Below are 13,311 nucleotides of genomic sequence, written 5' to 3'. Positions count from 1 at the left end.
CACCCTCCGCGCGTCCCGCCGACAACGGGTGCGCCCGTGTCAGCCGACTGTCACGTCGTAGAACAAGGGGCGCCCGTACAGATCGTAGGCGAGACCGGACACGTTCTCCCCGAGCGCCGTGATGAGCGACGGGCTGTACAGCGGCACGATGGCGACGTGCTGCGCGTTCCACTGCTGCAGCTGGGAGTAGATGTCGTTGCGGACCTGCTGGTCGGTGGCGGCCACGCCCTGCTCGAGGAGCGCGTCCACTTCCGGATCGCTGACCTGCGAGGCGTTCTGGAAGCCCTCGGTGTGCAGGTGGCTGCGGAGGAGATCCGGGTCGACCCCCGAGAACCCCCAGTCCGTGAGGTCGAAGGTCTTGGGTTCGTACTGCTCGTTGTAGGCGCCCGGCTCGAGTACCTCGCGCACGACCTCGAAGCCGACGGCCTTGAGGTCCGACTGGATGGCGTTCGCCAGTGCCACGCGGTCATCGGGTACGGGCGTCCAGGCGATCCACCGCGCCGACAGCCGTTGGCCGTCTTTCACGCGGTACCCGTCGGCATCCCGCTCGGTCCAGCCGGCCTCGTCCAGCAGCCGGTTCGCCACGGCGGGGTCGTACGGCCAGGAGTCTTCGAGCGAGGCGTCATAGCCCGGGGTGGTGGCGCCGAGGACGCTCCACGCTCGCGGGAACTGACCGGAGAAGATCTCCTCGACGGCGGAGTCGATGTCGATCGCGCGCGAGAACGCCTGGCGCACCGGCTCATCGGCGAAGACCCCGTAGGCCTCGTTGAGATACAGCGAGTACGGCAGGCCCGGGTAGGCCTTCGAGTCGACCGCGACGGAATCGGGGAGCTCGGCGGCGAGGTTCGGCGGGATGTTGCTGGCGAGATCGGCCTCGCCGCTCTCGACGACGCCCGCGCGGACGGCGGCCTCAGGAAGGATCTCCACGCGCAGCGTCTCGAACTGCGGCGCCTCCTCACTGTGCGGGCCCCATGCGTAGTCCTCGTTGCGGGTGTACACGATCTCCTGATCGGGGGTGTACTCCGTCAGCACGAAGGGGCCCGTCCCGACCGTGATGTCCGGGCCGCCGGCCTTGAGCTGGTCGGCCGAGCTCTCCAGGACCGCGGGCGAATAGAACCCCAGCAACGCGGTGCTCGCGGCCTGCAGGAACGGCGCGTACGGCTGGGTGAAGCTGACGCGGACCGTGTGGTCATCGATCACCTCGGTGCCCGCGTAGAAATCACCGCCGAGCATGCTGGCCGCCTGCGCGGAGGCGGTCTCGGGGTCGGCGATGCGGTCGAAGTTCGCCTTCACCGCGGCGGCGTCGAAAGGCTCGCCGTCGTGGAAGGTCACGTCGTCTCGAAGGGTGAACAGGTATGCCGCGCCGTCGTCCTCGATCTCCCACGATTCGGCGAGCCACGGCGAGAACGAGCCATCCGCCTCCTGGTACACCAGCGAGTCCAGCACCACTCGCTGCACCATGGCGGAGACATCGAGCTGGCTCACCTGCGGGTCCATGTGACCGGCCGAGAGGTTCGCACCCTCGATGGCCCAGACCACCTCGCCGCCACCTTCGGATTCGGCACCCGCGCCGGCGCACGCACTGAGCGTCACAGCGGCGGCGAGGGTGAGTGCGGCAGCGGTCAGGAGCCGGCGTGTGGTGCGGAAGGGCATGACGAACCTCGGATCGAGAAGCGGGATCGCGTCCACCGTAGCGGATTCTTGGACGCAGTCGATCAAACCGCGCCAGCGACCGGGGCATTCCCGTCCTCCGCCGACGGTGGGGCCGATCGCGCGCAGGATAGAATAGGGGCAGTTCCCACACTCAGGCACGCACACACGGTGCCGCATATATCGAGGAGACCCATGGCCGACGCGCGAATTCCCGACAAGCCCGCCCTGGAAGGTCTCGAGCACAAGTGGGACGCGGCGTGGAGCGCGCAGGGCACGTATCTGTTCGACCGCGAACGCGCTGTGCGGGCGGGTCGCGGCGGCGTTTTCTCGGTCGACACTCCCCCGCCCACCGCCTCGGGCAGCCTCCACATCGGCCACGTGTTCAGCTACACCCACACCGACGTCAAGGTGCGCTTCGAGCGCATGCGGGGGAAGACGGTCTTCTACCCGATGGGGTGGGACGACAACGGCCTGCCCACGGAGCGTCGCGTGCAGAACTACTACGGCGTGCGGTGCGACCCCTCGCTGCCCTACGACGCCGACTTCGCCCCGCCGTTCGAGGGCGGCGAGGGCAAGTCCAGCAAGGCCGCCGACCAGGTGCCCATCAGCCGGCGCAACTTCATCGAACTGTGTGAGCGGCTCACCGTCGAAGACGAGAAGGCCTTCGAGACCGTCTGGCGCGCGCTCGGGCTGAGCGTCGACTGGACGCAGACCTACCGCACCATCTCCGACGACACGATCCGCATCAGCCAGCTGGCGTTCCTGCGCAACCTGCAGCGAGGCGAGGCGTACCAGGCGCTGGCCCCGACGCTGTGGGACATCGACTTCCGCTCCGCGATCGCCCAAGCCGAACTCGAGGACCGCGACCAGCCGGCGGCGTACCACCGACTGGCGTTCCACGGCGCCGGCGGCGACGTCTTCATCGAGACCACTCGTCCGGAGTTGCTCCCGGCGTGCGTGGCGCTCGTCGCCCACCCCGATGACGAGCGCTACCAGCCGCTCTTCGGCTCGACGGTGCGCACGCCGCTGTTCGACGTCGAGGTGCCGGTCCTCGCTCATCCGCTCGCCCAGCCGGACAAGGGCTCCGGTATCGCGATGATCTGCACCTTCGGCGATGTCACCGACATCATCTGGTGGCGCGAGCTGGATCTGCCCAACCGCACGATCCTCGGCCACGATGGCCGCGTGCTCGCCGACGCACCCGACGTCCTCACCGGCGAGGCCTCGCGGGCCGCTTACGCGGAGCTGGCAGGCAAGACCGTCTTCAGCGCCAAGAAGCGCATCGTCGAGCTGCTGCAAGAATCCGGCGAGATGATCGGCGACCCGAGGCCCTTCACGCATGCCGTGAAGTTCTTCGAGAAAGGCGACCGGCCGCTCGAGATCGTCTCGACCCGCCAGTGGTACCTGCGCAACGGCGCCCGGGAGGCCGAACTGCGCGACAGGCTCATCGCCCTCGGACAACAGATCTCCTGGCACCCGGACTTCATGCGCGTGCGCTATGAGAACTGGACGAACGGCCTCACCGGCGACTGGCTCGTCTCGCGACAGCGCTTCTTCGGCGTCCCGATCCCGCTCTGGTACGCGCTGGACGAGAACGGCGAACGCGATTACGACCGAGTCCTGACCCCCGACGCCGCGTCGCTGCCCGTCGATCCCACCATCGACGTGCCCGCCGGCTACTCGGCCGACCAGCGCGGCGTCCCGGGCGGATTCGACGCCGAACGCGACGTCTTCGACACGTGGGCGACCTCGTCGCTCACGCCGCAGCTGGCCGGCGGGTGGGAGCGGGACCCGGAGCTGTGGAGCGTCGTGGCGCCGTTCGATCTTCGGCCACAGGGCCAGGACATCATCCGCACGTGGCTCTTCTCCACACTGCTGCGCAGCACGCTCGAGGACGGGCGGGCCCCCTGGTCGGATGCGGCGATCTCCGGGTTCATCGTCGACCCCGACCGCAAGAAGATGTCGAAGTCCAAGGGGAATGTCGTCACGCCCGCCGACATCCTCGCCCAGCACGGTTCGGACGCCGTCCGGTATTGGGCCGCATCCAGCCGCCTGGGAACCGATGCCGCGTTCGACCCGCAGAATCCGACGCAGATCAAGATCGGCCGGCGTCTTGCGATCAAACTGCTCAACGCCGCGAAGTTCGTGCTCTCCTTCCCCATTCCGGAGGGCGCCACGGTCACCCACGCGCTGGACGCGTCGATGCTGGCGGGCCTGGACGCGGTCGTCGCGGATGCCACGAAGGCCCTCGAGTCGTACGACCATGCCCGAGCGCTCGAAGTCACCGAGACGTTCTTCTGGACGTTCTGCGATGACTACCTCGAGCTCGTCAAGGAGCGCGCCTACGATCGCTCCGATGAAGGGCAGGCCTCCGCTGCGCTGGCCCTGCGCACCGCGCTGTCCACGCTCGTGCGTCTGTTCGCCCCGGTGCTCGCCTTCGCCGCCGAGGAGACATGGTCGTGGTTCAACGAAGGGTCGGTGCACGCCGCCGCGTGGCCCGAGCCTGCCGGAATCACCGGCGACGCTTCCGTGCTGGCCGCGGTGGGAGAAGCCCTCATCGTCGTCCGGCGCGCCAAGACAGAGGCGAAGGTCTCGCAGAAGACCCCCGTCGCCTCGCTGACCCTCGCGTCACCGCACGCCGCTGCGCTCCGCTTGGCGGAGGCAGACCTGCGGGCGGTGGGCCGCATCGCCGCTCTCACTCTCGTCGAGGGCGACGCGACGGCGGTCTCCTCGATCGAATTCGCCCCCCAGGAGGACTGATGCAGCTCGGAACACGCTGGAGCTCGGGAGACGAGCCCCCCGCCGCCGTCCCGGCGGCCCTGCGCGCGCAGATCGCGGCCGTCGACCGCCTTCTCCCCGCCGACCAGCTCGCTCACCAGCCGACACCTCGGTGGACGCTGACGTGGCTGGAGGGGCGACCGATCGCCGAGCTGGACACCGGCGTGATCGTGTCGCTGGATGCCGACGGCGAGGCGGTGGTCCGCAAGGACGATGACACGGGGATCAGCTGACGGCGGACTCCGCTCCCGCCAGACGCGTGCCGCGCAGAAGCAGCCGCACGCCGACGAGCGCTGCAACGAGCACAACGCACGCGCCGATGCCGAAGGGCTGGCGCAGGTCGACTCGAGAGACGAGGCCGCCCGCGACGGTGGCCAGCGGGAAGAGGCCCCACGTCAGCGTCCGGATGATCCCGAGTACCCGTCCGAACAGAGCGGCCGGCACGATCTGCTGGCGGAGGGCTCCCCACGGGACGTTCCAGGCCGAGACCGCGAACGCGAAGACGGCGTAGGCGAGGACGGCGAGTACCGCGTGAGGCGCGATCCAGGTGAGGCCCATCCCCAGCGCACACACTCCGTTGGCCGCGAGCATCACGGGGCCGCGCCCGAACCGCGTCACCACCCGCGCCGAGACGAGCGAACCGGCCAGCGCGCCGGCCCCGATCCCCGCGGTGACGAAACCGAATGCCGCAACCGGGACGTGCTGGACGTCGAGGAAGTAGAGCACCATGGTGGCCTGCGCGAAGCTGAGCGCCGACCCCACCACCGAGGTGAAGACGACCATCGCTCGCAGGTACCGGTGTCGCCACAGATACGCCAGCGCTTCTCGAGCCGGGACTCGACCGACGGGGGCGGAGCCGGACTCGCCGGGCATGACCTCGGGTCGGGTCGGACGGGCCGCGGCGAGGGGGAGCAGCAGCACGAGGACGACGGGGATGACGTAGGCGGCGCCCCCGCTCCACAGCGGAACGGCTACGCCGAGGGCGAAGAGCACACCGCCGATGGGCGCGGCCACGAAGTTGTCGATCGCGACCTGGGCACCCTGGATCCACCCGTTGGCACGATCGAGGGCCGCGCGGGCGACGAGGGCGGGTACGACGGCGTTGGTCGCGTTGTCGAAGACGGTCTCGCCGACGCCGAACAGCAGCGCGCCGACGAGCAGGGCGGGGAGCCCGAGCGCGTCCACGGACGCGAGGACCGCCAGCCCTACCGCCACGGCCGCTCGCATGCCGTTGGCCAGCGCCATGAGGAGCCGTCGATCGAAGCGGTCCACCAGCATGCCCGCCGGCAGCCCGAAGAGCAGCCACGGCACGAACGCCAGCGCGCCCACGACCGAGATGACGAAGGGGTCGTCCGTGAGCACGGTCGCGGCGAGGGGCACCGCGATACGGCCCACGCCGTCCGCCAGGTTGCTGAATGCGGAGGCCGTCCACAGTCGAGCGAACGCGGGGCCCAGCGGCGATGGTGGCGCGTGCCCGCCGGTCACCGGGGCAACAAGCCCATGTGCACGGCCGCCGCATCCGCTCGCCCACTGGGGGCGTGACGGCGAACGACGCGCGGCGGCAAGGCCGCGGGAGCGCGCCGCTGCATCCGACGCACGGCGAGGGCCTCGAGACGGGCCGACAGCCGGAGGAGGAGCCGGTCGAGCGAAGACGCGGACGAGCGCGGGGCGAGGGCGGTCATGTCAGTGTCCTTCCGGCGGGAGCGGGAAGACGTCGGCCCGCATCGTGACGGGGCGGACGCCTTCTCCCTGCTGATCGCGGTAGCGCAGAACCGTCTCGTCGATGATCGCCTGCAGTCTCTGCGTCATCTCGGTCATCTGCTCGGCGGTGAGTCGCGCGGTTCCGGTCGAGATGATCGAGCCCTCCCGCCAGTCGTCGGTCTCGGACAGCGACCGCGAGACGTACTCCATCAGTTGCTGATGCCGTCGATTGAGCGTCTCGGTCATGACCACCTGCATCGCGGCGCGACCGGCGGGCGTGCGGGCCGACTCGGGAGCCGACAGCTCGATGCCGCCAGCCGGACGCTCCCACCACCGCTCTCGCCCGCTTCCCCGTCCCTCGACCTCACGAATGAGGTCCTGGCGCGCGAGGGCGCGCAGGTGGTAGCTCGTCGCCCCTGTCGACTCCCCGGTCAGCGACGCGAGCGTACTGGCCGTCTGCGGCCCGTACTGGCTGAGGATGTCGAACATCTGCACCCGCAGCGGATGCGCCAGCGCTCGGAGCGCACCCGCATCGAGGACGCGGTCCTGCCGGCGGGCACTCGACGAACTCTCCGCGGGGGTCATGGTTACAAAGTTACCTTTGCAGAGGTATCTTCGCAACAGTTCCTTTGCATCCAGAACTTTGCACCGCGGGCACGCTGCGCAATTACGCTGGCCGAATGGATTCGGCCAACCCGTTGCTCGCCGCTCGCACCCTTGCCTCCGGTCTCCCCGACTACGCAGCAATCCGACCCGCGCACTACATGCCGGCATTCGAGGCGGCGATGGCGGCCCAGCGCCGCGCGGTCGACGCCCTGACCGCACAGGAGGCCGCGCCGACCTTCGACAACACGATGCGGGCCCTCGAAGACAGCGGCGAGCTGCTCGACCGCGTCGCCCGCACCTTCTACACGGTGTCATCTGCCGACGCGACGGACGAGATCCAGCAGATCGAGGAGGCTCTCGCCCCCGTGCTCTCCGCCCACTCCGACGCCGTCCAGCTCGACCCTGCGCTCTACGCCCGGGTCTCACGCCTGCATGCGGATCGAGACGCCCTCGATCTCTCGAGCGAGCAGCGCTACCTCATCGAGCGACGGTTCCGGGAGATGACGCGCGCCGGCGCCGGTCTCGACCAGACCGCCAAGGCTCGCCTCGTGGAGCTCAACCAGCGCCTCTCCACGCTGACAACGACGTTCGAGAAGAATCTCCTCGCCGATACGAACGACCTCGCCGTCGTCTTCGACGACGCCGGCGAACTCGCCGGACTGTCTCCGGGTGAACTGTCCGCCGCCGCCCGCGCCGCCGCCGACCGCGGCCTCGACGGGCGTTTCGTCGTCACGCTGACGCTGTTCACGGGGCATCCGTACCTGGCGAGTCTGGAGAGCCGCGAGAGCCGGCGCCGGCTGCTCGAAGCGTCGCGGTCGCGCGGCGCGCGGGGCAACGCCCACGACAACACCGTCGTTCTCCGCGAGATCGTGCGGCTGCGCGCGGAGCGCGCGGAGCTGCTCGGGCACGCCAGCCACGCGGACTACGTCCTGTCGGACCAGACCGCCGGGTCGGACGAGGCGGCGCGCACGCTCCTCCGCCGGCTCGCCGTCCCCGCAGCGCGGAACGCACAGCGCGAACAGGCCGCGCTGCAGGCTCTCATCGACGGCGAATCGCGGCCGTTCCGCCTCGCGGCGCACGACTGGGCGTACTACACCGAGAAGGTCCGCGCTGCGCAGTACGACCTGGATCGCGCCGCCCTGCGGCCCTGGTTCGAGGCCGAACGGGTGCTCCGCGACGGCGTCTTCTACGCGGCCGAGCGACTGTACGGAATCCGTATCGACGAGCGCACAGACCTTTCCGCCTATCACCCGGATGCCCGCGTCTTCGAGGTCTTCGAGCCCGATGGCTCGTCGCTCGGGCTCTTCATCCTCGACCTCTACACGCGCGACACGAAGCGCGGCGGCGCCTGGATGAACTCGATCGTGACGCAGTCGACGCTGCGCGGAACGAGTCCGATCGTCGTCAACAACCTTAACGTCGTCCGCCCGGCCCCGGGAACGCCCACCCTGCTGACGCTCGACGAGGTCACGACGCTGTTCCACGAGTTCGGGCACGCTCTCCACGGCCTTTTCGCACGCGTGACGTACCCGCATTTCAGTGGCACCGCGGTGTTCCGCGATTTCGTGGAGTTCCCCAGCCAGGTGAACGAGATGTGGATTTTCGAACCCGAGATCCTCGACTCCTACGCCCGGCACGTCGACACCGGGGAGCCTCTCCCCCGCGACGTCATCGACCGGCTCCGCGCATCGGAGACCTTCAACCAGGGGTTCGCGACAAGCGAGTATCTCGCGGCGTCCTGGATCGACCAGGCGTGGCACGGTCTCTCGGCCACTGAGGCCCGCGAGGAGATCGACGTGGCCGGGTTCGAGGCTGCAGCGCTGGCCGACATCGGTCTCGACAACCCGGTTGTACCGCCGCGGTACGCGTCGACGTACTTCGCCCATGTCTTCTCCGGCGGATACAGCGCGGGGTACTACTCGTACATCTGGAGCGAAGTGCTCGACGCCGACACGGTGGAGTGGTTCCGTGAGAACGGCGGACTCGACCGCGCCAACGGACTGCAGTTCCGCGAACGTCTCCTCGGCGTCGGCGGGGCGAAGGACCCGCTCGAGGCCTACCGGGACTTCCGGGGGCGGGACGCCGACATCCGACCACTCCTGGATCGGCGCGGCCTCGCCGAGTGACGGCGCGGGGAGGGACTAGACGCTGGCCAGGAAGGCGCGGACCCGGGCGGCCATCGCATCCGGGATCTCGGCGACGGTGAAGTGCCCGCCCTCGTCGAGTCGTTCGAAAACGCGTAGATCGCGGTAGAAGCGGCGAGCGAGCACTTCGGGATAGTCATGCTCGTGGCGCTGGATGAACACCGCAGCGGGCACGTCGGCGGGCGGCATCGGCGCCGGCTGATCGGCGCCCTCGTAATACGGGCGGAAGGATGTGCCGATCGACTGGGTGACCCAGTAGAGGGTCGCCTCGGTGAGGAGGCGATCACGGCCGATCCTCGTCTCGACGGCCCGCGGATCCGCATCCGGACCGGTATCGCTCCATTCCGCGAACTTCTCCACCAGCCACGCCAGAAGCCCCGCCGGCGAGTCGTTGAGAGGGGCAGCGAGGGTGTCGGGACGCGTCGCCTGCACGTGACCGTATGCCCCGTTCGCGGTGTGATCCGCGGCCAGACGTGCGAAGAACGCTGTCACCTCGGGGTCGGCGCGCTCCCTCGCGGTGCCGAAATGCGCGTGGGTCGCGATCACACCGCGCACCGACCGCGGATAGGTGGCGGCGAGCAGATCGTTGATGTTCGCGGACACGTCTTCGCCGTAGGTGAAGTACCGCTCGTAGCCGAGCACATCGGTCATGAGCGCCTGCATGCTGCGCGCCAGCTGGTCCTCGGTCATGGGTGCGTCGGCGTACGGCGTGGAGAAGCCGAAGCCCGGGAAGCTCGGGACGACGACGTGCACGTCATCGAGCAGGTCGGCGAAATCCAGCTGCATCGCGAACGTGTGCGGCCATCCGTGCATGATGAGAAGGGCCGGTGCCCCGGGGTTCTCCGACCGCCGGTGGACGACATGCATCCGAGAGCCGTGCAGATCGACGAGGAACTGCGGATGCCGATTGAGCCACCGCTCGCGCTTTCGCCAGTCGAAGGCGATCCACGACTCGACGAGATCGGCGAGGTACGACGACGTCATGCCGGACGGCGGGCGCCGCGGTGAGTCGGGCAGCAAGCGCGTGGCAGCCAGACGTGCGCGGAGGTCGGTCAGGACGGCGTCGTCGACGTCGATGCGATACGGCTGGATGACGGACATACCGCGACGGTACGCGCGGGGTGCGACGTCAGGCGCTCTTCCGCTTCTGGTTCAGCACGAGAGTGGGTGCTGCGCCGTCCTCGACGGCGGCACGCGTCACGACGACCTTCGCCACGTCTTCCGCCGACGGGATGTCGAACATGATCGGCCCGAGCACGTCTTCGAGGATCGCGCGCAGTCCGCGCGCCCCGGTCTTTCGCGCGACGGCGAGGTCGGCGACGGCACGCAGGGCATCGTTTTCGAACTCGAGCTGCACGCCGTCGATCTCGAACATGCGCTGGTACTGCTTGACCAGGGCGTTCTTCGGCTCCGTCAGGATCTCCATGAGCGCGTCCTGATCCAGCGGCGACACCGAGGCCACGACCGGCAGGCGCCCGATGAACTCCGGGATCAGACCGAACTTGTGCAGGTCTTCGGGGAGCACCTCGCTGAAGAGGTTGAGGTCTTCGCCCTTGTCGTGCAGCGGGGCGCCGAATCCGACGCCGTGCTTTCCGACGCGCGAGGAGATGATCTCCTCGAGCCCGGCGAACGCCCCCGCCACGATGAACAGCACGTTCGTCGTGTCGATCTGGATGAACTCCTGATGCGGGTGCTTGCGGCCGCCCTGCGGCGGTACCGAGGCGACGGTGCCCTCGAGGATCTTCAGGAGCGCCTGCTGCACGCCCTCCCCCGACACGTCGCGCGTGATCGAGGGGTTCTCCGCCTTGCGGGCGATCTTGTCGACCTCGTCGATGTAGATGATGCCGGTCTCGGCGCGTTTGGTGTCGAAGTCGGCGGCCTGCAGGAGCTTCAGCAGGATGTTCTCGACGTCTTCGCCGACGTACCCCGCCTCGGTCAGCGCCGTCGCGTCCGCGACGGCGAACGGCACGTTCAGCCGCTTGGCAAGGGTCTGCGCAAGGTAGGTCTTGCCGCAGCCGGTCGGGCCGAGCAGCAGGATGTTGCTCTTGGCGATGTCGATCTCGTCGGCGCGTTGCTCGGCCGGCTGCAGCGTGCCGTGGGCGCGGATGCGCTTGTAGTGGTTGTAGACCGCGACGGCCAGCGCGCGCTTGGCCGGTTCCTGACCGACGACGTACTCCTCGAGGAACGAGAAGATCTCGCGGGGCTTGGGCAGATCGAAATCGGAGACGACTCCGGCGGAGGATTCCGCCATCCGTTCTTCGATGATCTCGTTGCACAGCTCGACGCACTCGTCGCAGATGTAGACGCCGGGGCCGGCGATCAGTTGCTGAACCTGCTTCTGGCTCTTTCCGCAGAAGGAGCACTTGAAGAGGTCGGCACTCTCACCGATGCGTGCCATCCGGCTCCTCCTCGTTGCGGTGGGGGCTGGTGCCCCCGGGGTGTATCGAGCCTAACCGCTGGGAGCGACATCCGAGTGGATTGCGCCGCCGCGCGCGGCCGGGAGATGACGGAGCCCCCGCCGGCGAGGGCGGGGGCTCCGGAGGCGATTACTTCGTCAGCGCGGCGGGTGTGCGCTTGCGGGTGGTCAGGACCTGGTCGACCAGCCCGTACGCGACGCTCTCCTCGGCGGAGAGGATCTTGTCCCGGTCGATGTCCCTGTTCACTTCTTCCACCGTCTTGTTGGAGTGCTTGGCCAGCGTCTCCTCGAGCCAGGTGCGCATACGCAGGATCTCCTGCGCCTGGATCTCGATGTCGGAGGCCTGACCGTGGCCGGCCTGACCCATCGCGGGCTGGTGGATGAGGATGCGGGCGTTCGGCAGCGCGAGGCGCTTGCCCGGCGCGCCGGCGGCGAGGAGCACGGCCGCCGCGGAAGCCGCCTGGCCGAGCACGACCGTCTGGATCTGCGGCGAGACGTACTGCATCGTGTCGTAGATCGCCGTCATGGCCGTGAACGAGCCGCCGGGCGAGTTGATGTACATGATGATGTCGCGGTCGGGGTCCTGACTCTCCAGGACCAGCAGCTGCGCCATGACGTCATCGGCCGACGCGTCGTCGACCTGCACGCCCAGGAAGATCACGCGGTCTTCGAACAGCTTGTTGTACGGGTCCTGGCGCTTGTAGCCGTAGGCGGTGCGCTCCTCGAACTGCGGGAGCACGTACCGGCTGCCGGGTGCCTGGAGCGCCTGCGGGGCCACGCCGCCGAAAGTGGGGGTCTGCATATCGATGTCCTTCTCTCTCGACGCGTGTCTCAGGCCGCGGTTCCGCCGCCGCCGATGACGTCGGTGGCCGATTCGCGGATGTGGTCGACGAAGCCGTACTCGAGGGCTTCCTCTGCCCCGAACCAGCGGTCGCGGTCACCGTCGGCGTTGATCTGCTCGACCGACTTGCCGGTCTGCGCGGCGGTGATCTCCGCGAGGCGGCGCTTCATGTCGAGGATGAGCTGCGCCTGGGTCTGGATGTCGCTCGCCGTGCCGCCGAAGCCGCCGTGGGGCTGGTGCAGCAGCACGCGGGCGTTGGGCGTGATGTAGCGCTTGCCCTTGGTGCCGGCGGTCAGCAGCAGCTGACCCATGGAAGCGGCCATGCCGATGCCGACGGTGACGATGTCGTTCGGCACGAACTGCATCGTGTCGTAGATCGCCATGCCGGCCGTGATGGATCCGCCGGGCGAGTTGATGTAGAGGTAGATGTCCTTCTGCGAGTCCTCCGCGGCGAGGAGGAGGATCTTTGCGCAGATCTCGTTGGCGTTGTCGTCACGCACCTCTGAGCCGAGCCAGATGATGCGGTCCTTCAGCAGGCGGTCGAAAACGCTCGTAGCGACCAGGGGTTCGGGCATGTGTGCTCCTGTTTTCCGTTCGATCTGCAATGAATCTACCGGCGCCCTCGGAGGGGGTTGCCCGTGTTCGCCGTCGGCAGATCAGGCGTGGCGGTCCGCGATCTCCTGCGCGTAGGCCGCGACCGATCGGGTGTATCGCGGGAGGTGCGGCGCGAGGGCCTGCAGGGCGATGGCCACGGCGGTTTCGGGGCGCCCCGCCGAGACCAGCGCGAGTGCCAGGAAGGCCGCCACCGCGTCGGACCACTCCGTCCCGCGCACCCGATCGGCCTCGGCGGTCAGCATCGCGAGCGCCTCGGCGGTGCGCCCCAGATTGCGCAGCGTGCTCGCCAGCTGGATCGTCGCGGGCGTGCGGAGCTCGTCCGGCAGCCCGGCTCGGATCGCCGCCCGATACAGCGGCTCGGCCTCGGCCTCCTCGCCGGCGGAGTCCCGCGCGCCGGCGCGCTCATAGAGCGCCACCGCATCTTCGGGGCCGCGCTCGGCTGCCAGCGCGTCGATCGCCGCGATGCGGCCGGAATCCGAGAGCGCCGGGTCGTCCCACACCGCCGCGATCCTCGCGCTCCACGTATCTGTCATCTCGTCCTCTTCACGACCGGAGGG

General features: G+C 69.0%; 12 protein-coding genes. 3 read left to right on the top strand and 9 right to left on the bottom strand.

The window, feature by feature from the left end; all coding sequences use genetic code 11:
- Positions 1 to 39: 39 nt before the first annotated feature.
- Positions 40 to 1,689 (bottom strand): ABC transporter substrate-binding protein, encoded by a 1,650-nt coding sequence (locus ACTU3I_RS17255; RefSeq protein ID WP_442926957.1) that lies wholly within the window; start codon positions 1,687 to 1,689, stop codon positions 40 to 42.
- 156 nt (positions 1,690 to 1,845) lie between these two features.
- Between ACTU3I_RS17255 and valS the strand changes: the two genes are divergently transcribed.
- The gene (gene valS, locus ACTU3I_RS17250; RefSeq protein ID WP_442926956.1) at positions 1,846 to 4,413 is read left to right on the top strand and encodes a valine--tRNA ligase; all 2,568 of its coding nucleotides are present in this window, start codon (positions 1,846 to 1,848) and stop codon (positions 4,411 to 4,413) included.
- Positions 4,413 to 4,664 carry a hypothetical protein gene (locus tag ACTU3I_RS17245; protein ID WP_442926955.1) on the top strand — a complete coding sequence of 84 codons (252 nt, stop codon included), beginning with the start codon at positions 4,413 to 4,415 and terminating at the stop codon, positions 4,662 to 4,664. The genes valS and ACTU3I_RS17245 overlap by 1 nt, the downstream gene beginning before the upstream one ends.
- On the opposite strand, the gene ACTU3I_RS17240 is transcribed toward ACTU3I_RS17245, so the two are convergent.
- From ACTU3I_RS17240 to ACTU3I_RS17230, 3 genes are read right to left on the bottom strand one after another with little or no spacing between them, the layout of a single operon-like run.
- Complete coding sequence (locus ACTU3I_RS17240; RefSeq protein WP_442926954.1) at positions 4,657 to 5,916, bottom strand: MFS transporter; 1,260 nt, start codon at positions 5,914 to 5,916, stop codon at positions 4,657 to 4,659. The genes ACTU3I_RS17245 and ACTU3I_RS17240 overlap by 8 nt on opposite strands.
- The gene (locus ACTU3I_RS17235; protein WP_442926953.1) at positions 5,913 to 6,113 is read right to left on the bottom strand and encodes a hypothetical protein; all 201 of its coding nucleotides are present in this window, start codon (positions 6,111 to 6,113) and stop codon (positions 5,913 to 5,915) included. Before ACTU3I_RS17235 ends, ACTU3I_RS17240 begins: the two co-directional genes overlap by 4 nt.
- 1 nt (position 6,114) lies before the next feature.
- Entirely contained in the window at positions 6,115 to 6,717 is a 603-nt protein-coding gene (locus ACTU3I_RS17230; protein WP_442926952.1) for a helix-turn-helix domain-containing protein, read from the bottom strand.
- A 95-nt stretch (positions 6,718 to 6,812) separates the two neighbouring features.
- On the opposite strand from ACTU3I_RS17230, the gene ACTU3I_RS17225 reads away from it, so the two are divergent.
- Positions 6,813 to 8,864, top strand: a complete 2,052-nt coding sequence (locus ACTU3I_RS17225) for a M3 family metallopeptidase (protein WP_442926951.1) — start codon at positions 6,813 to 6,815, stop codon at positions 8,862 to 8,864.
- Between the two features lie 15 nt (positions 8,865 to 8,879).
- On the opposite strand, the gene ACTU3I_RS17220 is transcribed toward ACTU3I_RS17225, so the two are convergent.
- The 5 genes from ACTU3I_RS17220 to ACTU3I_RS17200 form a co-directional block, all read right to left on the bottom strand.
- The gene (locus tag ACTU3I_RS17220; RefSeq protein WP_442926950.1) at positions 8,880 to 9,983 is read right to left on the bottom strand and encodes an epoxide hydrolase family protein; all 1,104 of its coding nucleotides are present in this window, start codon (positions 9,981 to 9,983) and stop codon (positions 8,880 to 8,882) included.
- A gap of 28 nt (positions 9,984 to 10,011) precedes the next feature.
- A complete protein-coding gene (gene clpX, locus ACTU3I_RS17215) occupies positions 10,012 to 11,280 on the bottom strand; it encodes an ATP-dependent Clp protease ATP-binding subunit ClpX (RefSeq protein ID WP_442926949.1) in 1,269 nt (422 codons plus the stop codon).
- Between the two features lie 148 nt (positions 11,281 to 11,428).
- The gene (locus tag ACTU3I_RS17210; protein ID WP_442926948.1) at positions 11,429 to 12,100 is read right to left on the bottom strand and encodes an ATP-dependent Clp protease proteolytic subunit; all 672 of its coding nucleotides are present in this window, start codon (positions 12,098 to 12,100) and stop codon (positions 11,429 to 11,431) included.
- Positions 12,101 to 12,129: 29 nt separating this feature from the next.
- Positions 12,130 to 12,714 (bottom strand): ATP-dependent Clp protease proteolytic subunit, encoded by a 585-nt coding sequence (locus ACTU3I_RS17205; protein WP_442926947.1) that lies wholly within the window; start codon positions 12,712 to 12,714, stop codon positions 12,130 to 12,132.
- An 81-nt stretch (positions 12,715 to 12,795) separates the two neighbouring features.
- Positions 12,796 to 13,287 carry a tetratricopeptide repeat protein gene (locus ACTU3I_RS17200; RefSeq protein WP_442926946.1) on the bottom strand — a complete coding sequence of 164 codons (492 nt, stop codon included), beginning with the start codon at positions 13,285 to 13,287 and terminating at the stop codon, positions 12,796 to 12,798.
- Positions 13,288 to 13,311 lie beyond the last annotated feature (24 nt).

It is taken from the genome of Microbacterium sp. RD1 (assembly GCF_052220165.1).
GTDB lineage: Bacteria > Actinomycetota > Actinomycetes > Actinomycetales > Microbacteriaceae > Microbacterium.
Note: the sequence above shows the minus strand (reverse complement) of the source record. Positions and strands in the feature narration are given on the sequence as shown.